The organism is Paraburkholderia sp. BR10141, from assembly GCF_056155635.1.
Genome location: NZ_JBMIQH010000002.1, coordinates 56,778 through 76,590 on the forward strand (window position 1 = coordinate 56,778; position 19,813 = coordinate 76,590).

The 19,813-nt window shown below is 65.5% G+C and carries 17 protein-coding genes; 11 read left to right on the forward strand and 6 right to left on the reverse strand.

Annotation, left to right across the window (positions count from 1 at the left end):
- Positions 1–26 precede the first annotated feature (26 nt).
- From ACOJB8_RS02820 to ACOJB8_RS02840, 5 genes are all read left to right on the forward strand, one after another.
- A complete protein-coding gene (locus tag ACOJB8_RS02820) occupies positions 27–1,367 on the forward strand; it encodes an MFS transporter (protein ID WP_475010975.1) in 1,341 nt (446 codons plus the stop codon).
- 205 nt (positions 1,368–1,572) lie between these two features.
- The gene (locus ACOJB8_RS02825; RefSeq protein ID WP_475010978.1) at positions 1,573–2,013 is read left to right on the forward strand and encodes a FecR family protein; all 441 of its coding nucleotides are present in this window, start codon (positions 1,573–1,575) and stop codon (positions 2,011–2,013) included.
- Positions 2,010–2,624: an OmpA family protein gene (locus tag ACOJB8_RS02830; protein ID WP_342949426.1), complete on the forward strand. Its 615-nt coding sequence runs from the start codon at positions 2,010–2,012 to the stop codon at positions 2,622–2,624. The genes ACOJB8_RS02825 and ACOJB8_RS02830 overlap by 4 nt, the downstream gene beginning before the upstream one ends.
- Before the next feature lie 42 nt (positions 2,625–2,666).
- Positions 2,667–4,130, forward strand: coding sequence for a CHASE2 domain-containing protein (locus tag ACOJB8_RS02835; RefSeq protein ID WP_475010981.1), 1,464 nt, complete (start codon positions 2,667–2,669; stop codon positions 4,128–4,130).
- 102 nt (positions 4,131–4,232) lie between these two features.
- Complete coding sequence (locus tag ACOJB8_RS02840) at positions 4,233–4,640, forward strand: DUF1801 domain-containing protein (RefSeq protein WP_475010984.1); 408 nt, start codon at positions 4,233–4,235, stop codon at positions 4,638–4,640.
- A gap of 38 nt (positions 4,641–4,678) precedes the next feature.
- Here the strand turns inward: ACOJB8_RS02840 and ACOJB8_RS02845 are convergent, their stop codons facing one another.
- On the reverse strand, positions 4,679–5,788 hold the full coding sequence (locus ACOJB8_RS02845) for an aromatic ring-hydroxylating oxygenase subunit alpha (protein WP_069267053.1): 1,110 nt from the start codon (positions 5,786–5,788) through the stop codon (positions 4,679–4,681).
- A 117-nt stretch (positions 5,789–5,905) separates the two neighbouring features.
- Complete coding sequence (locus ACOJB8_RS02850) at positions 5,906–6,817, reverse strand: LysR family transcriptional regulator (protein WP_069266979.1); 912 nt, start codon at positions 6,815–6,817, stop codon at positions 5,906–5,908.
- A gap of 78 nt (positions 6,818–6,895) precedes the next feature.
- Between ACOJB8_RS02850 and ACOJB8_RS02855 the strand changes: the two genes are divergently transcribed.
- A complete protein-coding gene (locus tag ACOJB8_RS02855; RefSeq protein WP_475010986.1) occupies positions 6,896–7,822 on the forward strand; it encodes a carbon-nitrogen hydrolase family protein in 927 nt (308 codons plus the stop codon).
- 27 nt (positions 7,823–7,849) lie between these two features.
- Here the strand turns inward: ACOJB8_RS02855 and ehuR are convergent, their stop codons facing one another.
- Complete coding sequence (gene ehuR, locus ACOJB8_RS02860; RefSeq protein ID WP_342949422.1) at positions 7,850–9,304, reverse strand: MocR-like ectoine utilization transcription factor EhuR; 1,455 nt, start codon at positions 9,302–9,304, stop codon at positions 7,850–7,852.
- Positions 9,305–9,501: 197 nt separating this feature from the next.
- On the opposite strand from ehuR, the gene ACOJB8_RS02865 reads away from it, so the two are divergent.
- From ACOJB8_RS02865 to ACOJB8_RS02880, 4 genes are all read left to right on the forward strand, one after another.
- The gene (locus ACOJB8_RS02865) at positions 9,502–10,632 is read left to right on the forward strand and encodes a mandelate racemase/muconate lactonizing enzyme family protein (protein WP_342949421.1); all 1,131 of its coding nucleotides are present in this window, start codon (positions 9,502–9,504) and stop codon (positions 10,630–10,632) included.
- Positions 10,633–10,715: 83 nt separating this feature from the next.
- The gene (locus tag ACOJB8_RS02870; protein WP_342949420.1) at positions 10,716–11,756 is read left to right on the forward strand and encodes an ABC transporter substrate-binding protein; all 1,041 of its coding nucleotides are present in this window, start codon (positions 10,716–10,718) and stop codon (positions 11,754–11,756) included.
- An 82-nt stretch (positions 11,757–11,838) separates the two neighbouring features.
- Entirely contained in the window at positions 11,839–12,975 is a 1,137-nt protein-coding gene (locus tag ACOJB8_RS02875; protein WP_342949419.1) for a porin, read from the forward strand.
- Positions 12,976–13,056: 81 nt separating this feature from the next.
- Positions 13,057–13,977 (forward strand): LysR substrate-binding domain-containing protein, encoded by a 921-nt coding sequence (locus tag ACOJB8_RS02880; protein WP_368605118.1) that lies wholly within the window; start codon positions 13,057–13,059, stop codon positions 13,975–13,977.
- A 50-nt stretch (positions 13,978–14,027) separates the two neighbouring features.
- On the opposite strand, the gene ACOJB8_RS02885 is transcribed toward ACOJB8_RS02880, so the two are convergent.
- The 3 genes from ACOJB8_RS02885 to ACOJB8_RS02895 all read right to left on the reverse strand — a co-directional run bounded on the left by ACOJB8_RS02885 (position 14,028) and on the right by ACOJB8_RS02895 (position 18,345).
- The gene (locus tag ACOJB8_RS02885) at positions 14,028–15,224 is read right to left on the reverse strand and encodes a hypothetical protein (RefSeq protein WP_368729043.1); all 1,197 of its coding nucleotides are present in this window, start codon (positions 15,222–15,224) and stop codon (positions 14,028–14,030) included.
- Between the two features lie 573 nt (positions 15,225–15,797).
- Positions 15,798–17,267, reverse strand: a complete 1,470-nt coding sequence (locus ACOJB8_RS02890; protein ID WP_368683613.1) for a metal-dependent hydrolase family protein — start codon at positions 17,265–17,267, stop codon at positions 15,798–15,800.
- A gap of 28 nt (positions 17,268–17,295) precedes the next feature.
- Entirely contained in the window at positions 17,296–18,345 is a 1,050-nt protein-coding gene (locus tag ACOJB8_RS02895) for an AI-2E family transporter (protein WP_069267055.1), read from the reverse strand.
- Between the two features lie 365 nt (positions 18,346–18,710).
- Between ACOJB8_RS02895 and ACOJB8_RS02900 the strand changes: the two genes are divergently transcribed.
- Positions 18,711–19,796, forward strand: a complete 1,086-nt coding sequence (locus ACOJB8_RS02900) for a S1C family serine protease (protein WP_069266987.1) — start codon at positions 18,711–18,713, stop codon at positions 19,794–19,796.
- Positions 19,797–19,813 lie beyond the last annotated feature (17 nt).

The window sequence follows — 19,813 nt, forward strand, 5'->3', positions numbered from 1 at the left end:
GGGGGCGTGACACCAAAAATACCCGCATGCCCCCGCCGAACCCTCCATGGAGGAGACACGTGAATTCGGATACCGAAGCAATCGTCACGCGCAAGCTCATGTGGCGCATCATCCCGTTCGTCATGTTGCTCTATTTCGTGAGCTTTCTCGACCGGGTCAACGTGGGCTTCGCGGCAATGACGATGAACAAGGCGATCGGCCTCTCGCCCACGGCGTTCGGCCTCGGCGGCGGCCTCTTCTTCATCGGCTACTTTCTGTTCGAAGTGCCTTCGAATCTCATCTTGCACCGCGTCGGCGCGCGCATCTGGATCGCGCGCGTCATGGTCACGTGGGGCATCGTTTCGGCGGCGTCAGCCTTTGTGACCGGCCCCGCCAGTTTCTATGCGCTGCGCTTTTTGCTCGGCGTAGCGGAGGCGGGCTTTTTCCCCGGCATCATCCTTTACCTGAGCCTCTGGTTCCCGACGAAGCAACGCGCGGCAGCCGCGGCGTGGTTCATGGCGGCGGCGCCGATTTCGACGGCGCTCGGTTCGCCGATTTCCGGCGCGCTCATGCAATTGCCGACCCTGTTCGGGCTCGCCAACTGGCAGCTGCTCTACGTGATCGAAGCGGTTCCCGCTGTGCTGCTCGGTTTCGTGGTCCTGAAAGTTCTCACCGATGCGCCTTCGAAAGCACACTGGCTGAAGCCGCAAGAACGCGACTGGCTCATGGCGAAGCTCGCCGACGAAGCGAGAACGCGCGAAGGCCACGCAGGCCACACAGCCGGGGCGCTGAGCGCCCTGCGCGACCCGCGCGTGCTGGCGCTCGCGCTGATCTACTTCGGCACCTCGGCCGGCCTGTACACGCTGGGTCTGTGGGCGCCGCTCATCATCCGGCAATATGGCTTCAGCGCGCTCGAAACCGGGCTGCTGAACGCGATTCCGAGCATCGTGGCGGTCGTCGCCATGATTCTCTGGGCGCGGCACTCCGACCGCACCGCAGAGCGCACCTGGCACGTCGTGATTCCCTGCGTCCTGGCATGCGTGGGCTTCATCTTCGCGGGGCAGGCCAGCACCGCGCTGATGATCGTGCTGGCGCTCGTGGTGGTCAATGTCGGCATCAGCGCCGCCAAGGCGCCGCTCTGGGCCATGCCCAGCATGTTCCTCTCCGGCGCCGGGGCCGCAGCGGGCATCGCCATGATCAATTCGATCGGCAATCTCGGCGGATTCGTCGGGCCCGCCGTGATCGGATGGCTGAAAACCCAGACCGGGAGTTATGCCGCGGGCTTGTACGTCGTTGGCGCGACGCTCGCGCTTTCCGCGGTCGTGACGTTGATGCTGAGCCGCAAGGCGAGCCAGCCGGTGATGGCGCAGGTAAGGCACGATCACTGAAAGCAGGCAGGCCCTTGCGCGGGCATCGGCCGAGTTTTGCCGATTCTGGCGCACGTTGAGTGCGCTTGCACTATGTGCGCTAGCGCACGGAGCAGGCCGCGCGGAGTCATTATCCTCGCCGGGTGCCCGAGAGACCCGGCGCGAGCCCCCACGTTCGTTTCGCCAAACGGTATCGCCAGTGCGTAGCCAAGCCATCCAATATGCCTTGCTTCTCGCCTGCGGGTGCCCGCCAGCCTTCGATGCGCACGCAGCCGATGCAATTGGCATAGTCAAGACGATCAAAGGCTCGGTGCATATCGAGCGTGCGAGTCAGCCGGTCGGCGTCGCGGTCGGCAGCGAGGTGTTCGCGAGCGACCGCGTCCTGACCGGCCCCGCGTCTTCCGTCGGCATCACCCTGCGCGACGACACGCTGCTGACCGAGGGCGCCAACTCCGTTCTCGATCTCAACAAGTTCGCATTCGACACCACCACCTACGACGGCGCGCTCGACGTGAGCATCAAGCGCGGCTCGCTCGCCGTGGTCGACGGCAAGCTCGCAAAGGCCAATCCGGAAGCCGTGCGCTACAGCACGCCCACCACCACACTCGGCGTACGCGGCACGGAGTTCATCATCGAGGTGGGAGGAAGCGGGGAGACCGATCATTGAAGACGACGAACGCCGCACACTGCCTGCCGCAATGCATGGCGCTTACGCTGTGCGCGTGCCTCTGCGCGTGCAGCACGCCCGACAAGATCACGCTCCTGCCCAACCCGGACGGCAGCGTCGGCAACGTGATCGTGCATAACGGCGGCAAGACGCAAGTCATCAATAAGGCCTACACGCGCGCCGATGTTTCGAAAGGCGGTGCGATCGAGCAAACCGCCGGCAACAAAGCCGCGGTGGATGCCCAGTACGGCGACCTGCTGGCCGCAGAGCCGCCCAGGCCCCGAACGTTCACGATCAACTTCGTATTCGACTCCGCCACGCAGCTTGCGCCCGAGTCCGCGGCCACCGTCGCCGAGTTGAAAAAGGTATTGGCGAACTGGCCCGCGCCTCACCTCACGGTGGTCGGCCACACCGATATGGCAGGCTCCCAGGAGTTCAACGACCGGCTTTCCATGCGCCGGGCGCAAAGCGTGGCGTCGTTTCTGGTCAAGTCAGGCATACCCGCGCAGCAGATCGAAGTTGCAGGCCGAGGCAAGCGCGAGCCGCTCGTCCATACCGCGGACGGCGTACCCAACCAGGCAAACCGTCGCGCGGTCATCACCGTTCAGTAATCCGTATCGATCCGCGATGCGCTTCATCGATCCCATGCCACCATGAAACGCTACCGCAACTCATGCATCGCCTTCCTCAGGCGCATGATCCGGGCGCGCAAAGGGCGCCCCTGGGCGCTTGCGGTGCTCTTGACGCTTCTGTTCATCAACCTGTGCAGCGAATGGCCCGGCGATATTGCGCGGCCGGCCTTGCTCGACACGCTCGATACCGTGTTGCCCGACACCTTCGGCTCGGCACGCCAGCTTCTTTTCGACCACTACCAGCGCCGCTTTCCGCGTGTGCCAACGACGCAGCCGGTGACCATCGTCGAGATCGATGACAAGACGCTCGAAACCTTCGGCCAATGGCCCTGGCCGCGCAACCGCCTCGCCGGGCTCGTCGATGCGATCGAGGCGAACAGACCGCTGGCGATCGGCCTCGACATCTACATGCCCGAGCCCGACCAGACCTCGCCTGGCATCGTGGCCGACAATCTGCCCGCCTCGGAGGCCGCGCTCGCTACGCAACTGCGCGCGCTGCCCAGCCATGAGCGCATTCTCGCGACCGCGTTGCGCGCATCGCCTTCGATTCTCGGTGCAGCGGCCTTCGACTACGCGACCTCCACGACGCGCACCGACATCCTGAGCGCCCCCGTGCTCGTGCACGGCCCGGACGCCCTCGCGAACGTTCACCGCTTCAATTACGTGCTCGCGAGCCTCCCCGAATTGCAGGGCGCCGCCCACGGCCAGGCCATGCTCAACGTTGCACAGGAACAGGGCACGGTACGGCGCATTCCGCTCGTGCTGGGTCTTGGCGACAAACTTGTGCCGAGCCTGCCCATCGAGATACTGCGCGTGGCCACCGGCTCGCCAGCCATCGAGGTGTTCGCGGGCCCATCCGGCGTGCGCGCCGTCGGCGTGGCGGATGTGCGGGTGCCCACGCAGCCCGACGGCGATATCTGGCTGCATTTCGCCTCGATTGCGCGTACGCAGCAGCGTTATGTTTCCGCACGCGACGTTTTGCAAGGCGCGGTCGATGCGAGCCGTATCCGCAACAAGCTGATTCTCGTCGGCCTCACCGGCACGGGCTTGACCGACATGCGCACAACGGCGTTAGGCGAACTGGTGCCCGGCATCGAGATTCAGGCGCAGGTCATCGAAACGATTTTCGAGGGCAGATTCCTGCAGCGCCCGGACTGGCTGATCTGGTGTGAGACGGTTTTCATCCTCGCGCTCGGCCTGTTCTTCATCTGGTATGTGCCGCGCAACGATTCGCGGCTTGCCGTCTTCATGCGCGCCGTGCCGAAGGCCTCCGCGATCATCGGCCTTACGCTTAACTTGTTGACGCTTTCGATTTGCTTCCTCGTATTCCGTTATTTCGGCTTCCTCGTCGATGCCGCATCGATCTTCATCATTCTTTCCGCGGTCATGGGCAGTTTCTTCACCATCTCCCTCATGGAGCCGGAAGCGCACAACGCATCCACCTCCGCCAAGACGCCCGGTTCGAGCGCGACGACCAACACTTAACGATTGCTTCGGTTGCCTGCATGGCTTCGACCTGGCAACCTCGGTGCTACATTACGATCCTGATTGCCCGACAACAGGAAGTCATGCAAGCACGGAGCGCGAATGACCCCATCGGAACGGATTGACCAGCTGATCGCGGAACTCACCGACTGGCGCCGCGAAACCTTCGTCGCGATACGCGAGGCCATTCTCGCAGCCGACCCGGCGATCGTCGAGGAATGGAAATACATGGGCAGCCCCGTGTGGTATCGGGACGGCATGATCGCCGTGGGCAACGCGCACAAGGGCAAGGTGAAGCTCACGTTCCTGTACGGCGCGAGCCTGCCCGACCCGAAGCAGCTGTTCAACGCCGGGCTCGACGGCAACGCGCGACGCGCCATCGACTGGCTCGAGGGAGACAAGGTCGACAAACGCGCGCTCACAGCGCTCATTCGCGCGGCGATCGAATTCAACCAGGGCAACGCGAAGAAAAAGGCGCCTGCCAAACCGCGCGCCCGCAAAACCGCCTGACGCGAGCGCAAGGCGGCGCGCGTCAAAGCACCTTCGCCTCAGGCGTCGGCCTCGATCATCTCGCGAATGGGAATCACGGTGCGCGCGCCGCAATCGCGCAGCAGGTCGCGCAATTCGTTGATGACGGGAAACACTTCGTGATTCCAGTCGGCGCCCTGGTTGTCGTGCGCGGCCTGTTCGAGTTCGACGATGGTGCGGTCTTCCTTGAAGATGCGCTCCGTGAACCAGACCAGCAGCGGCCACGCCGCATCGAGCAGGAAGGGAATGGCGGGCCGGCGGATCGAAAGGAGTCCAAAAGTCCGGTTCGTGCGCTGCCGCGCGTCGAGCGGCACATAAACGATCCACAGGTCCATGAGGAGCGAGTCGTCGCCCGAGCGTATTTTCAGCGTTTGATACGGATATTCGGTGCGGATCGTCATCACGCTCTGATCGCTCGGGTCCGCGCGGTTCTTGCTCGCGCCAAACACGAGCGCCTCGCCTGCGGGCTGCTTGCCCGCCATGCGCGCGAACGTGTAGTCCACTTCGATGGAGTTCTCGCCACGCCGCCGGCCAAGCGAACGCGCCCGCATCTGGCCCATCTGGCGGCGGTGCAGAAACTGGTGATTCATGTCCATCAGATTCTCGTGCATGAACGAGTAGTGGCACTTCACCTCCTGCCCGAAGCGGCGCGTCTTGTATGCCTTGTCCGTGACCGAATCCAGCACGGGCAGCGGCGTTGCTTCGGCGAGCGTGGCGTTGCCGGGAAAGACGAAGATCATGCCGTGCGCCTCGCGGCACGGATAGGCGCGCACGCCGTTGGGCAGGCGCTCCCTGCCGAGGTAAGGCACGTCCACGCATTGGCCCGAACAATCGTAGGTCCAGCCGTGGTAGCCGCAGCGAAGCGACTCGCCCTCCACCACGCCAGCATGCAGCGGCACCTGGCGATGCGCGCAGCGGTCTTCGAGCGCGTGCACCGCGCCGGACGCGGTGCGAAAGAGCACGATGGGCTCGCCGGCGAAATGCGTGCCCAGCGTCTTGCCGGGCTTGAGTTCGCGCGACCAGGCAAGCGGATACCAGTGATCGGGATGAATGGGCACTCGGCGCAGGTCGCGCGGTTCCTGCAAATGTGACTCGATCGTATAGCCGTCGGGGAAAGGCATTGCGCGCATGCGGAGAAACTCCTTGTCGAGTCCGTCGATATGGTCGTTATCGTCGTTCCGGGAAATCGGTACGTCGACGCAATTCTCGTGCCCGCCCATTCAACGCGAATGGCGCATGCGTGTCGATCAGTGTTTTGCCGGAAAGCACGCGATGATGGCCGCCTGGACCTTGACGATGGCGGCGTCGCGCAGCGAACTGTTGCGCCACCCGAGCTCCACGGGATAGCGCGGCAGATCGATCGGACACTCGAGCAGCTTCAGGCCCGTCACGCGCGCGATCGCCTCGGCCGCGTGGCGCGGAATCGTGGCGACGCTGCGCGTGCCCTTGAGCAGAAAGGGCAACGCGGCGAAATGCGTCGTCGAGGCCACGACATTGCGCTTCAGGCCCCGCGCGGCGAGCCCTTCGTCGACGATCCCGACCACGCCGCCCGACGACACCAGGATGTGCCCTCTCGACACGTAGTCGCTCAGCGTCAAACGCCGCGGCGTGCGCGGTGCGTCGTCCACGAGGCACGCATAGCTGCCCTCGCCGAGCACCCGGTGACTCAGCCCGCGCGAAGCGAAGCCGCCCGCCGCGACGGCCAGATCCATGTCCTGATTGGCAAGCGCATCGGCGACGATCTGACTGTGCGTCTGGCGAAAGATGATGCGCAGACCCGGCGCGCTGGTTTCCAGCGTTTCGATGATGCGCCGGCCGAAAGCCACTTCGAAGTCGTCCGAAAGCCCGATGGAAACTGCGCGACCGTGAAACGTGGTGGCATCGGGCGAGGCGATCGCGAGGCTATGGCGGCAACGGTCGAGCGCTTCGCTGATCACGGGCTTGAGCTCCTGCGCACGCGAGGTCGGCGCGAGCCCGCGGCCGGTGCGCACGAACAGCGTGTCCGCATAGAGCGCGCGCAGACGCCTGAGCGCCGCGCTCACGGCCGACTGCGTCATGTCGAGGCGAATCGCGGCGCGGCTCGCCCCGCCCTCTTCGAACAGCGCCTCGAATATCTTCAGCAGATTCAGGTCCACGCCGGCGATATCAAAATGATTCATATCTCATAGTATCGATATACGTTCTCGCGATTTTATCGCCGTGGAAAGATGTGGGCAGTCCAACCCCTGGGAGCCATCATGGCCAAGTCGAAAGTCGCCGCGCTGCAGATCGGTTCGTCCGCCGCCGGCAAAGCGCACACGCTGGAACAGATTCTCTCGTTCGAAGCGCAGATCCGCGCCTCGGGCGCGAAGCTCGTCGTCATGCCCGAGGCGTTGCTCGGCGGCTACCCGAAGGGAGAAATATTCGGCACGCGCCTCGGCTACCGCTTGCCCGAAGGCCGCGAGGCATTCGCGCGCTACTACGAAAATGCGGTCGACGTGCCCGGCGCGGAAACCGAAGCGCTCGCGGAGCTTTCGACGCGTTGCGGCGCATCGCTCGTGATCGGCGTGATCGAGCGCGACGGCAGCACGCTCTTTTGCACCGCGCTGTTCTTCAATCCGGGTGAGGGGCTCGTGGCGAAGCATCGCAAGCTCATGCCGACGGGCACGGAACGGCTCATCTGGGGGCAGGGCGACGGCTCGACGCTGCCGACCGTTCGCACGGAATCAGGCGTCGCGGGCACGGCCATCTGCTGGGAAAACCACATGCCGTTGTTGCGCACGGCGATGTACGCGAAGGGCGTGCAGATCTGGTGCGCGCCCACCGTGGATGAGCGCGACATCTGGCAATGCTCCATGCGCCATATCGCGCACGAAGGACGCTGCTTCGTGATCAGCGCGTGCCAGGTGCAGCCTTCGCCCGCGGCGCTCGGCGTCGAAGTGCCGGGCTGGGACGAGAACCGGCCGCTCATCAACGGCGGCAGCCTGATCGTCGGGCCGCTCGGCGATGTGCTGGCCGGCCCGCTGCGCGGTGAAACCGGGCTCATCGTCGCCGAGATCGATACCGGCGAACTCACGCGCGCCCGCTACGATTTCGATGTGGTGGGCCACTACGCACGGCCCGATGTGTTCGCGCTTTCGGTCGACGAACGGCGCAAGCGCACGGTCTCGTTCATCGCGGAGTAACGCCGCGCGGAAGCGAAAGGCGGGCCGTCAGGCCGAATAAAGCCCTTCCGGCCCGTTGCGCAGCGTGCGCGCCAGCAGTTCCAGCCCTTCTCGCAGGGCCTCGTGGCTGCGCGCGCCGCCGAGGCTCAGGCGCACCGCGTGCGGCGCCGACCCGCGGCCGATCACGAAGCTGTCCGCCGTTTTCGCGAGCACGCCGGCCTGACGCAGCGCCGCGGAAAATTCGGCGGCGCGCCAGGGCTCGGCGAGCGGCAGCCAGAGATGCGGGCTCGCCGGATCGGTGCGATACGTCCAGTCCGCCAGCACTTCGGCGGCGATCGCATGGCGCGCGTCCACCTGCGCGCGCTGCTGCGCGACGAGCCGATCGACCTCGCCATCCACGATCCAGCGCGCCGCGATCTCTGCTGCGAGCGGCGACGTCATCCAGCAGTCGCTGCGTATCACCGCGAGGATCTTGCCGACCCAGTCCTGCGGCGCCTGCACATAGCCCACGCGCAGGCCCGGCGCCACTGCTTTCGAAAGACTGCTGATGACGATGCCGTGCTCGGGCAGCCGCGCGGCGAGCGGCGTGGGCGGCGCGTCGAGCAACGCGGCGGGCACGAGGTCCTCGATCACGACGAGGTGATGGCGCATCGCGATCTCCGCGATCTGCGCGCGGCGCGCTTCGGAGAGCGTCGCCGTGGTCGGGTTGTGCAGCGTCGGCACGCAAAAGAGCGCGCGCGGGGCGAGCAGCCCGCACGCGCGCTCGAGCGCGGCGGGGACGATGCCCTCTTCGTCGATTTCGATGCCGACGAGATTGAGCCGCAGCTGCCGCGCGAGCGCGACGATGCCCGGATAGCTCAACGCCTCGGCGAAGATCGTGTCGCCTGGCCGCAGCACCGCGCGCAACACACAGGCAAGACCGTGCTGCGCGCCCTGCGTCACCAGCACACGCTCTGCAGCCACCGTGCAGCCCATGCGCGCGAGCCAGCGCGCACCCGCCTCGCGGTGCGAGCGGCGCCCGCCTTCGGGCTGATAGAGCAGCAGTTCGCCCGCGAGCCGCTCGTCGGCGGCCAGCTCGCGCAAGGTCTGTGTCAACAGGAAGGCTTCGTCGGTCGGCATCGGCACGTTCTGACCGAGATCGATCAGGCGTCCCGGCGCATGGACGCCCGGCGCACCCGGCGTGACCTGCGCGGCGGCGGCCCGCTCGCTGGACTCGGGCACGGTGCGCGTGCGGTCCTGGATGCGCGCGCCGTCGGCGTCGGGCTCGGCCACATAGGTGCCGTCTCCCACGCGCGCCACCACGAGACCGCCGCGCTCCAGCTCCGCATAAGCACGGCTTACCGTGCCGGTTGTGACGCTGAGCTTCTTCGCGAGCAGCCTGTGCGCGGGCAGCTTTTCTCCGGGCAGCATCTGGCCGCCGTGAATGGCCTGTGAATAGGCCTGGGCGATCGCCCGGTACTTGGGTTCGCTGCTGCGCGAGAGCGTGGGCATCCAGCCATTCATGGTTTTCCCGAAGGAGATCAGCACGCTGCGGCACGGCGCGACGGCTGCGTCATTATCGCGCCCAATCCGCGGAAATGAAGGCTGTCATTTACTTCAATTGACTTCATTGAGTGCACGAAATTGACCCTCTAGGATGCCGTAACGCCTGACAAGGCCAAGGAGACAATCGCCCGCCCCAAGGCGGCGCCCCACGCGCCATGACGAATCGCATCGCACGCATCACCATGAGCCAGCACCGGCTGCCGCTCGACCCGCCGTTCCCCGCCTCGTGGGACAGCCGCCCGCGGCGCGCCTTCCCCGCGACGATCGTCCGCGTAGAAGATAGCGAAGGCCGCGTTGGCATCGGCTCCGGCGACGCGATGTACGGCTTTGACGACTACCGGGATCTCTTCATCGGCGCCGACCCGCTCGACCTCGCGCGGCACTCGGCAGTGCTCGAGAACCTCAGCTTCCACGCGGGACGCCTCTGGCCGCTCGACGTCGCGCTCTGGGACCTCGCCGGGAAGATTCGCGGCGAGCCGTGCTGGCAAATGGCCGGCGGCCGATCGAAACGCGTGCGGGCCTATGCGTCCTCGGGCGTGCATCGCACGCTCGACGGCATGGCGCAGTGGGCCGAGCATGCCGTCGCCCGCGGCTTCCCGGCGCTCAAGGTGCGCTTCGGCCGCCCGACCCTCGCCGACGATCTCGCCGCGCTCGCCGCCGTGCGCGAAGCCGCAGGCGAGAACATCGAACTGATGGTGGATTGCAACCAGGGCTGGCGCATGCCGTGGGACACCCAGGCGCCGTGGCGCGCCGACGAAGCGCTCGCCGTGATTCGCCAGATCGAAAAGCATCGCGTGTACTGGGTCGAGGAACCGCTGCATCGCGGCGACTACGCGGGCCACGCGCAGTTGCGCAAGCAAACGCCCGTGCGGATCGCAGGCGGCGAGATGACACGCGACGCGCACGAGTTCGCAGCGCTCCTCGCGCACGACTGCCTCGACGTCTATCAACCCGATGTCGTCTGCACGCTCGGCATGGAAGGCGCACGGCGGCTCGCGGCGCAAATCGAGGCGCACGGCAAGGTGTTCACGCCGCATACGTGGGGCAACGGCATTGGCCTCGCGGCGAACCTGCATGTCGTGGCAGGCGTTGCGCACGCACCGTTCGTCGAGTTTCCGTACGACCCGCCTGAATGGACGCCGGCGCGGCGCGACTTCCCGATCAAGCGCGTGATCGACATCGACGCGAACGGCTGGATCGAGCTAAGCGATGCGCCAGGACTTGGCATCGAACTCGACGAAGCCATGCTCGCCGCGACACGCGCACACGACAGCCGTTACGACTGAAACCTCTTTGGGCCGCAGCAACGAACCAGATGCCAGCCCCATCTAAAGCATTCCGAAACATTTCAATAAAACGGAGACACACAATGAAACGCTTCACCACCCTCTTGCGCGCAGCCTGCCTGGCGGCCCCGCTCGCCCTCGCCGCGTTGCCGGCGCACGCCGCCGGCACCTGGTGCAGCGCGGGCAAACCCGTGCGCTTCGCTGGCGTCACATGGGAAAGCGGCAACTTCACGAGCGAAGTGCTGCGCTACATCCTCAAGAACGGCTATAGCTGCCAGACGGACACGGTGCCGGGCAGCACAGCGGCCACCGAAACGGCGCTCTCGCGCAACGACCTGCAGATCTGGTCCGAGCAATGGACGGGCCGCTCGGAGATCATCGCCGGCGCGGTCAAGGCGGGTTCGGTCAAGCTCGTGGGCGACACGCTGCCGGGCGGCACGAAGGAAGGCTGGTACGTGCCCGACTATGTGGTGCACGGCGACGCGAAGCGCGGCATCAAGGCGAGCGCGCCCGACCTTCAGTCCGTGAGCGATCTGCCCAAATACAAGGGCCTTTTCGTCGATGACGAGGAACCGGATCGCGGCCGCTTCCTCAACTGCCCCTCGGGCTGGGACTGCGAACGCGTGAATACGCGCCTGCTCAAGCTGCTCAAGCTCGACGACACCTACACGAACTTCCGCCCCGGCACGGGCGCGGCGCTCGACGCGGCTATCTCCTCGGCCTACGCGCGCGGCAAGCCGATCCTCACCTACTACTGGGAGCCGGCCGCACTGATGGCGAAGTACAAGTTCGTTCAGCTCAAGATGCCCCCGTTCAACGAAGCGTGCTGGAAGACGCTGCGCGATGCCAACAGCGCGCAGCCATGCGCCTCCTCGTATCTGGTCTCGCAGTTGAAGATCGGCGTTTCGACACCGTTCTATCAGGCCGAGCCCGACGTGATGGCGTTCTTCTCGAAAGTGAACTTCCCCATCGACTTCCTGAACACGACGATTCTCGACATGACCGAGCATAAGGTCGATGCCCAGGACGAAGCGCTCAAGTTCCTCAAGCAGCACCCCGAGATGTGGAAGACCTGGGTGCCCGCCGATGTCGCGCAGAAGGTGCAGAAGTCGCTTGGCGCGTAAGCGCGACGCGCCCCACGAGATAAAACGATTCCAACGAGAAAAGCCGGGCCGCGCAATGCGGCTCCATGATAAGGAGACTTAAATGAATAAGAAGATTCTCGCGGCGCTGCCGCTAGCGCTGGCCGCGGCGGGCGCGCACGCCCAAAGCAGCGTGACGCTGTACGGCCTCATAGATCTCGGCGTGGACTACGCCAGCAATGTGGCGAACGGCGCGCACGGCCAACTCGTGCCGGGCACCGGCAGCAAGCTCGTACAGATGCAAAGCGGCGTGCCCGCCGGCAGTCGCTGGGGTCTGCGCGGCACCGAAGACCTGGGCGGCGGCTACGCCGCGATCTTCCGGCTCGAAAGCGGCTTCAACGCGGCGACGGGCGGTCTGGGCGGCGGTCTCGCGTTTTCGCGCAACGCGTATGTCGGCTTCAAGTCGGACCAATACGGCCAGATCACCTTCGGCAAGCAATGGGACGCCACCGTCGATCTGATCGAGCCGTATTCGCTCAACGGCAACTACGGCGGCTGGTATTTCGCACACCCGAACGACATGGACAACCTCGACAACGGGTTCCCTGTCAACAACGCCGTGAAATACGTGAGCCCGGTGCTCGCCGGCTTCCAGTTCGAAGGCCACTATTCGTTTGGCGGCCAGGCGGGCCAGTTCTCGAACAACGCCTCGTATAGCGCGGCGGCCGCCTACACGCTCGGCTCATTCAGCGCGGGCGTGGGCTACCTGCGCGTGAACGATCCGATCACGGCGGTGGCCGGTTATGGCAGCGGCGGCAGCTTCGTGAACTCGATTTTCGGCGACGCGCTCGCCAACGCACGCTATCAGGGCATCCTCTCGGCCGGCGCGTCGTATGTGATCGGCAGCCTCAAGCTGATGACGAACTACTCGAACGTGGACTTCGCCTCGGCCACCGGCAGCGGCGACCTGCACTTCCAGAACTTCGAAGTGGCGGGTACCTATGCCGTGACGCCCGCGTTCGTCGTGGGCGCGGGCTACACCTACACGGTGGGCCAGGACCACGCCACCGACAAATCGCCGAAGTATCACCAGGTCAACCTGATCGGCCAGTACGCGCTGTCAAGGCGCACCTCGCTCTATGCGATGGGCGTGTACCAGCACGCGGCGGGCTCGGCGGACAACGCGCAGATCACGGGCTTCAACCCCTCGGGCACCGACAACCAGGCCGTCGCCCGCGTGGGCATCACACACGCGTTCTAACGTTTTCCACGCTGTCCTTATCACCGAAAATGCGCCGGCGCGAACGACAATGCGCCGGCGCTTCTGCATCGCGAGGCTTGCATGCGCCGCCTACCCTCTTTATCGGCACTGCGTTCATTCGAGGAGGCGAGCCGCACGCTCAGCTTCACCCGGGCAGCGCAGAACCTGCACGTGACCCAGGGGGCGATCAGCCGCCAGATTCGCCTGCTCGAAGACTATCTCGGCACGCCGCTCTTCATGCGGCATCATCACCGGCTCGAAATCACGGCCGCGGGCAAGCGTCTGCTGCCTACGCTGCAGGCCGCGTTCGACAGCATCGCCCATACGCTCGACACGATTCGCGCCGACCCGTCGAACAGCCTGCTCAGTCTGAACGCCGCGCCCACGCTCGCCACGCGCTGGCTCACGCCGCGCCTGCGCGACTTCCAGGTGCGCCACCCCGACTTGCGCATCTCCGTCACCAACGAATACGGGCCGCTGCACGGCACGGAGCGCAACGAAGATTGCCAGATCCGCTTCGGCATGGAACCGCTGCCGGGCGGCCAGAGCACGCTGCTCATGCGCGAGCGCCACGTGCTGGTCGGCTCGGCGCGCGAGTTCAGCCAGCCCGCCGCCGATCAGGACGCGTTGCGCGAGATCCTCGCGCAGCATCCGTGGCTCTATATCCTCGATATCGACCGGCGCCTGCTGGTCTGGGAAGCATGGCTCGAAGCCGCGGCGCTCGACGTGCAGATGGCGCCGCGCGGAGAACTGGAGTTCAGCACGCTCGATCAAGTGATCCACGCGGCCGTGGCGGGTCTGGGCATCGCCGTTGCCGACCGGCACATGATCGCGCCCGAACTGGAGAACGGCACGCTTGTGCAACTGAGCGAAGTGGAAGTGGTGGGACCTTCGGGATACTGGCTCGACGTGCGTCCCGAAGTGCAAGAGACACTACGCGTGCGCAACTTCAGCGACTGGCTGGTCGGCTACCACAGCGAACAGGGCAGCCAGCAACGCTAGCGCGGGTGCATGACTCGCGTCACGCACCCGCGTCTGCGCTTTGGATATCGTCAGTTGGGATCGATCGGTGGCCCCGGCGGGCCCGAGTCCACCTGTCTCATCGTGGCCGCGGGGGGGCCCGCGCCCTGTGCCACGTGGCCGGCGCCCTGTGCCATGTTGCCGGCTCCCTGAGCCGCGATCGAACGCGAGAGGATCTCCCGCGCTTCGCCGCTCGACGAATCGACGGTCAGTGCGTGCCCCGCGTTATGCCAGGCGCACACCCACCGCCCATCGCGCGCGCAAAGCCGCGCGTAGCCAAGCAACGAATCGCGCTGATCTTCGCGCGACGTCAATTCGGCCTGCATTTGCAGCGCGGAGCCGTTGCCCGGTTGTGCCGCGAGCGCGGAATTGATCGCACTGCGTGCAGGCCCGAGGCTGTTCTTGTCGAGGCTCGCGCGCGCCATCGACAGACTTCTCGAGACGTCGGCCCGCGAATCGGCGGCGGCCTTCGCTGCGGCGACCTTCTCTGCGTTGGCCTTCGCGGCCGCGACCTTCTCCGCGTTCGCCTTGTCTGCCCTGGCCTTCGCGGCGGCAATCCTCTCCGCGTTGGCCTTGTCTGCCTTGGCCTTCGCTGCAGCGAGCGCGCGCTCTTCCGCAGCGCTCGGCGGTGGTGCGGTCTCCGCGCGAGCGGTCGCCGTACGCGGCGGCTGCACTTGAGCAGGCGTCGGTTGAGGCGCCGGCGCCGGTGCGGGCGGCGCGACATGGGCCACCACGGGCGGCGGCGCTGTATTGACTGGAGGCGGCTTGACGCTCGCGACCGGAGGCGGCGGCACACTGGCAACCGGAGGCGGCAACTGCGCGACGGCTACGGGCGGCGCGCTGAGCACCGTATGCGGCTTCGAGTCGCGCGCGGCCGGTGTGGTGGCCTTCGGTCCGAGAATCGCGCCCTCCACGATCTGGGCGCCCGGGGTCGGCTCGCGCTCGGTCCGGTGCGAAATCATGTACGCGGTCAGCAGGAACGCGATCGACACTACGCTGCCAATCGCATAGAAGGGCAACCACGAGCGTGGCGCCCGAGGCGCCTCATCGCGCGGCTCGTAATCGCTGTCGCGCGGCGCGCCGCCGCTGAAGCTGAATGCAGAAGGGTTCCACTGCGTGCGCGCATGGCGCGCGAAACCATCGTGCCATTCGGGCGCGACGGATTCGCTGGCCGGCGACGTGCGCGGGCCAGAGGAAAGCTGCTTCGCGCCGCACTGAGGACAGATCATCAGTGGCGCATTAAAACCGGTCCCGCAGTATGGACATCCCCACGGACCAGACTTGGATCGGCCAGGTTCGTTGAACATTGCAGGCATGGAAGCTTTGACAGGATGGTTTCGGGTTGGCTACCGGCGGCTGGTGCGCGTCGCAGCGGAGGCAACCAGGCGGCCCGGATTCGAAGTATTCGCTGTAGTCTCTACTCTATTGCGCAGATCGTTGGACGGTTGTAACAAATAGTCGATTTGAATATGAGCTACTTCGCCGCGAAGTTCAACCGGCATAATCGGCCAGATGGCGGATAAGGACAGGCGGGATTTCGACCCCCGCTGGGGCCGCTCCGGGCGTTCCATGATGGCCGCGCTGCGCAGGCAGATGGGCCCGCTTGATGCGTCCCCGCGCCGTGACATCTTGATACAGAAATCGTGTGGCTAACTGTGGCTGATACGCCATGAGCGCAGCGTTCGGAACGCCTGCGCGGATATTTCGCCCTCGATTTGCGTGCCAAATCGCGACCGCGACCCGTTTGTTTTCGGCTGTTTTTTAAGTACGTTGGTGACGCCGCGAGCCCGCGCCCCACAGTGTCACGCCTTCAACGCGTCCTTGTAGACGCGGCCATCCTTCATGATCAGGCTCAGGTTCTGATCGGGGTTGGCCAGCAGCGTCATGTCCTGGAGCGGGTCGCCCGCCACGATCAGCAGATCCGCGTATGCGCCCTCCTCCAGCACGCCGAGCTTGTGCGGATACGGATTGCGCTCGCCCGCCATCGCGAGCAACTGTCCGTTCGTGGCAGTGGCCATGCGCAACGACTCGGCATTCGAATACCAGCGCGTCATGTGCCCGAGCATCGTGCCTTGCCGTGTGGCCAGCGCCTGCGAAAAGATCAGGTCCGTGCCGAACGCCACCTTGAGCCCATGCTTGCGCGCGAGCTTGTACATGTTGTCGGTCCCGGCTGTCACCTCGAGAAACTTTTCGCGGCTCGACGGCGCCAGCGGCGCAACGTCCTCTTCGCTGGTAAATGGTTGCGTGCTCAACCACGTGCCGTTCTTCGCCAGGACTTCGGCCGTCCGGTCGTCGATGAGGTGTCCGTGCTCGACGCATTGCACGCCGGCAGCCACCGAGCGCTTCACCGATTCCGGCGTGTAGGCGTGCACGAGCACGTAAGTGCCCCAGTCGGACGCCGTTTCCACCGCGGCTTTCAGCTGCGGCTCGGTGAACGTGAGCATGTCGAGCGGACTGCGCGGGGTCGACACACCGCCGCAGCCCACGAGCTTGATCTGCGTGGCGCCCATCATGAATTGCTCGCGCACACGCAGGCGCACTTCGTCGGCCGTGTCGGCGATGGCGGCAGCGCCGGTGCGTTCGATCTCGCTGATCTGGCTGCTCGTGCGCGGTACGTCGGTCAGCAGACGAAAGTCCCCGTGGCCGCCCGTCGTGGTGATCATCGCGCCGCAGGGGTAAATGCGCGGGCCGCTCAGCATGCCGGCGTCGATGGCCTGTTTCAAGGCGAAAGCGGGACCGCCTACGTCGCGAATGGTCGTGAATCCGCGCAAGAGTGTGCGCTGGGCCTCCGCGCCCGCGGCCAGGTAGACGAAGCTCAGATCGGACTGGAGGATGGTCGCGATCGGGACCGCAGCGAGAAGCGAATGCCAGTGCATGTCGATGAGGCCCGGCATCATCACCTTGCCGCCGCAGTCGATCACGCGCCCGCCCGACGCGTTCTGCGCGTCAGGCGCGCCCCGACGCAGCTGCGAAATGCGGTTGCCATCGACGACGAGGGACATGCCGTCCTGCAGCGCCGCGGACTTGCCGTCGAACAGGCGAAAGTTCGTGAAGGTCGTGGGCTGGGCGGGAGCGGCGGCGCCAGGCTGCTGCGCGCTGCTGAACTCGGGCAGCACCGCGCTCAACAGGGATGCGCCCATGCCGATCAGGAAGCCGCGACGGGCAAGATCGGCGCTGATGCGGCGACTGGCGAACTCCGCGAGCGCCTTGTCGCCCAGGCAGGCGGAGACAGGGCGGATTGCATTGCCGCGGCGGTCGATTCTGGAAGCCATAGTTCACCTGTGAAAGTAAGCTACGCATTTATTCTGCACGCCTGACTACATCGTCCTTCGTCAACAGCAGCGCCAGCGGCCGTGTCGAGCTGAACGCAGAGAAAATGATCGTGAGTGCCACGGTGCCCGGCACGGCGAGAAAGGCGCCGGGTATGCCCCACAGCGCCGTCCATGTGGCGAGGCTCATCAGGATGACCGCGGGGCTCAGGTTCAGCGACCCCGCCATCAACCAGGGATCGAGCACGTTGCCCATCACGAAGTTGATCGCGGAGAGCGCAATGAGCAACGTGATCGACTCGTTCCACTGGCCGAATTGAAGCGCGGCGAGCAAGGCGGGAAGCGCAACGGATATGAGCGACCCCGCATACGGCACGAAGTTGAGCAGCACGATGAGCACGGCGAGCAGCGGCGCGAACTCCAGCCCGACCAGATGCATGCAGATCCAGCTGAGTATGCCGAGCACCACGCCGAGCAGCGCTTTCAACGCGAGATACGTGCCGATCTTCGAATTGATGGCGTCGATCACGGGCTCCATGTCCGCCTTGCCGCGCATGACCGCGGAGAGCTTGCGGCGGAACCGCCCCATCTCGACCATGAAGAACGCCGTGTACAGCAGAACGACGAGCGTCGTTGCCATGAGCGAAGAGAGCGAGCCGAGCAGCGAGGTGAGCAGCGACTGGACGTTGACGGTCGCGAGCAGCTCGCGGCGGAAGGCCGTCCACGAAGCCTCGGTCTCCAGATGAAACAGCGCGGTGATTTTTGCGAGCAAGGCGAGCAGCGTGGCTTCGTATTTCGGCGCCACGGCCAGCATGCGGTCAGTGTCGGACAGCAGCAGTTCGGTCGCGACCCACGCGGCCACGAGGATGAGCGCGGCCGCGCTCCAGTAGCGCGCCCCCGCGCGAATGCGCGTGCCCACGTGAGGCACGCGCCGCAGGATTTCAGCGAGCCCGTAGATCACATACGACGTGATGATCGCGAATGCGATCGGCACCAGCACCGGGCGCCCGATATACAGCACCCACCCCGTGATGACGGCGATGACGACCACGCAGGTGAACGTGACGAGATCCTGTTTCATGGAGATGCTTGGGATGACGAACCACGTTGCGTTGATGTTGTAGACAGCGGTTGCGTACAGCGTGTCGCGCGGCGAAGCGGGGACCCGGCACGAGACGTTTGCAACCCATCCACGCCTCGCCGCGCACATCCGGCCCTCAATAAAGCGTCTTCGGGGCGCGATCGGCCGCCACTTCGCAAGACTAGCCGCTTTGAAGAAGACGTGCGCGCTAGCTGGCGAGGAATCCGAACAACCGCGCCGCGGCTTTTCGTTGCGCGCACATCGACTCTTCGCGCGGTCAAAAGATCTCTCCTGCATTTAAGTCACGTTTAAGCAGCTAAACGTACCTTACGCGCACCTTCACCCTCTCTTCGAAGACCATAGCAATGAGTACCATCAAATATCGGCGCCGGGGCCTGATCGCCGGTGTAGCGGTGGCGCTTGCCGGCGCCTGGGTCGTGAGCCATGAGCACGCCAGCGCGGACGAAAGCCCCATCACGAAAACGACGTTATCGGCACCCGTGCCGAAGGCAGACGACGTCCGGGGCTCGGCGCCCAACTTCTCGGCGATCGTCGCGCAGTACGGCCCGGCTGTGGTCCATGTCGAGGTCGTCAAGGAAAACCCGGACTCCGAAGACGGCCATTCGGGCGCCCTGGGTTCGGGCTTCATCGTGAGCCAGGATGGCTACATCCTGACGAACAATCACGTCGTCGAAGGCGCGGACGACGTGACGGTCAAGCTCACCGACGGCCGCAAGTTCCCCGCACGCGTGATCGGCACCGACAAGGCAGGCGACGTGGCCGTGCTGAAAATCGCCGGCACGGGTTTCCCCACGGTGAAGATCGGCAATCCGGCGAACAGCAAGGTCGGCGACTGGGTCGTCGCGATCGGCTCGCCCTATGGTCTCGACAATACCGTGACCTCGGGCATCATCAGCGCGAAGTCGCGCCAGCTTTCGGAAGATAGCCCGACGCACCTGATCCAGACCGACGTGCCCGTCAACCCGGGCAATTCGGGCGGCCCGCTCTTCAACCTGAACGGCGAAGTCATCGGCATCAATTCGATGATCTATTCGCGCACGGGCGGCTTCCAGGGCCTCTCGTTCGCGATTCCGATCGACGAAGCCATGCACATGAAGGATCAGATCGTGCAGGGCGGCGGCCACGGCAATGGCACCACGCTGGCCCGCAATGCGCACCCGCGTCTGGGCGTGGCCGTGCGCGCGCTCAGCGGCGACGAAGCGCAGCAGATCGGCGTGGAAGGCGGCGTGCTCGTCGTGAAGGCTGGCGGTGCGGCAAAGGCGGCTGGCATCAGCGCCGGCGACGTGATCATCGCGGTCAACGGCATCGAGGTGGACAACGTCGAGCAGCTGCAAAGCATGATCGCGCGGGCACGCAGCAACGTATCGATCGTCGTGGCCCGCGACGGCGAGCAAATGACCGCACAGGTCGAGCTCGCGCCGCACGCATAAACCCTGGCCGGGTCCGG

Bases quoted from the DNA above. Each gene is read 5' to 3' on its own strand.
- ehuR (WP_342949422.1), bottom strand. From the start codon at position 9,304: ATGAATGGCTGGATGCCCACGCTCTCGCGCAGCAGCGAACCCAAGTAC.
- ACOJB8_RS02865 (WP_342949421.1), top strand. From the start codon at position 9,502: ATGACGAATCGCATCGCACGCATCACCATGAGCCAGCACCGGCTGCCG.
- ACOJB8_RS02840 (WP_475010984.1), top strand. From the start codon at position 4,233: ATGACCCCATCGGAACGGATTGACCAGCTGATCGCGGAACTCACCGAC.
- ACOJB8_RS02835 (WP_475010981.1), top strand. From the start codon at position 2,667: ATGAAACGCTACCGCAACTCATGCATCGCCTTCCTCAGGCGCATGATC.
- ACOJB8_RS02895 (WP_069267055.1), bottom strand. From the start codon at position 18,345: ATGAAACAGGATCTCGTCACGTTCACCTGCGTGGTCGTCATCGCCGTC.
- ACOJB8_RS02850 (WP_069266979.1), bottom strand. From the start codon at position 6,817: ATGAATCATTTTGATATCGCCGGCGTGGACCTGAATCTGCTGAAGATA.
- ACOJB8_RS02880 (WP_368605118.1), top strand. From the start codon at position 13,057: ATGCGCCGCCTACCCTCTTTATCGGCACTGCGTTCATTCGAGGAGGCG.
- ACOJB8_RS02820 (WP_475010975.1), top strand. From the start codon at position 27: ATGCCCCCGCCGAACCCTCCATGGAGGAGACACGTGAATTCGGATACC.
- ACOJB8_RS02855 (WP_475010986.1), top strand. From the start codon at position 6,896: ATGGCCAAGTCGAAAGTCGCCGCGCTGCAGATCGGTTCGTCCGCCGCC.
- ACOJB8_RS02890 (WP_368683613.1), bottom strand. From the start codon at position 17,267: ATGGCTTCCAGAATCGACCGCCGCGGCAATGCAATCCGCCCTGTCTCC.
- ACOJB8_RS02845 (WP_069267053.1), bottom strand. From the start codon at position 5,788: ATGCGCGCAATGCCTTTCCCCGACGGCTATACGATCGAGTCACATTTG.
- ACOJB8_RS02870 (WP_342949420.1), top strand. From the start codon at position 10,716: ATGAAACGCTTCACCACCCTCTTGCGCGCAGCCTGCCTGGCGGCCCCG.
- ACOJB8_RS02900 (WP_069266987.1), top strand. From the start codon at position 18,711: ATGAGTACCATCAAATATCGGCGCCGGGGCCTGATCGCCGGTGTAGCG.
- ACOJB8_RS02875 (WP_342949419.1), top strand. From the start codon at position 11,839: ATGAATAAGAAGATTCTCGCGGCGCTGCCGCTAGCGCTGGCCGCGGCG.
- ACOJB8_RS02885 (WP_368729043.1), bottom strand. From the start codon at position 15,224: ATGATCTGTCCTCAGTGCGGCGCGAAGCAGCTTTCCTCTGGCCCGCGC.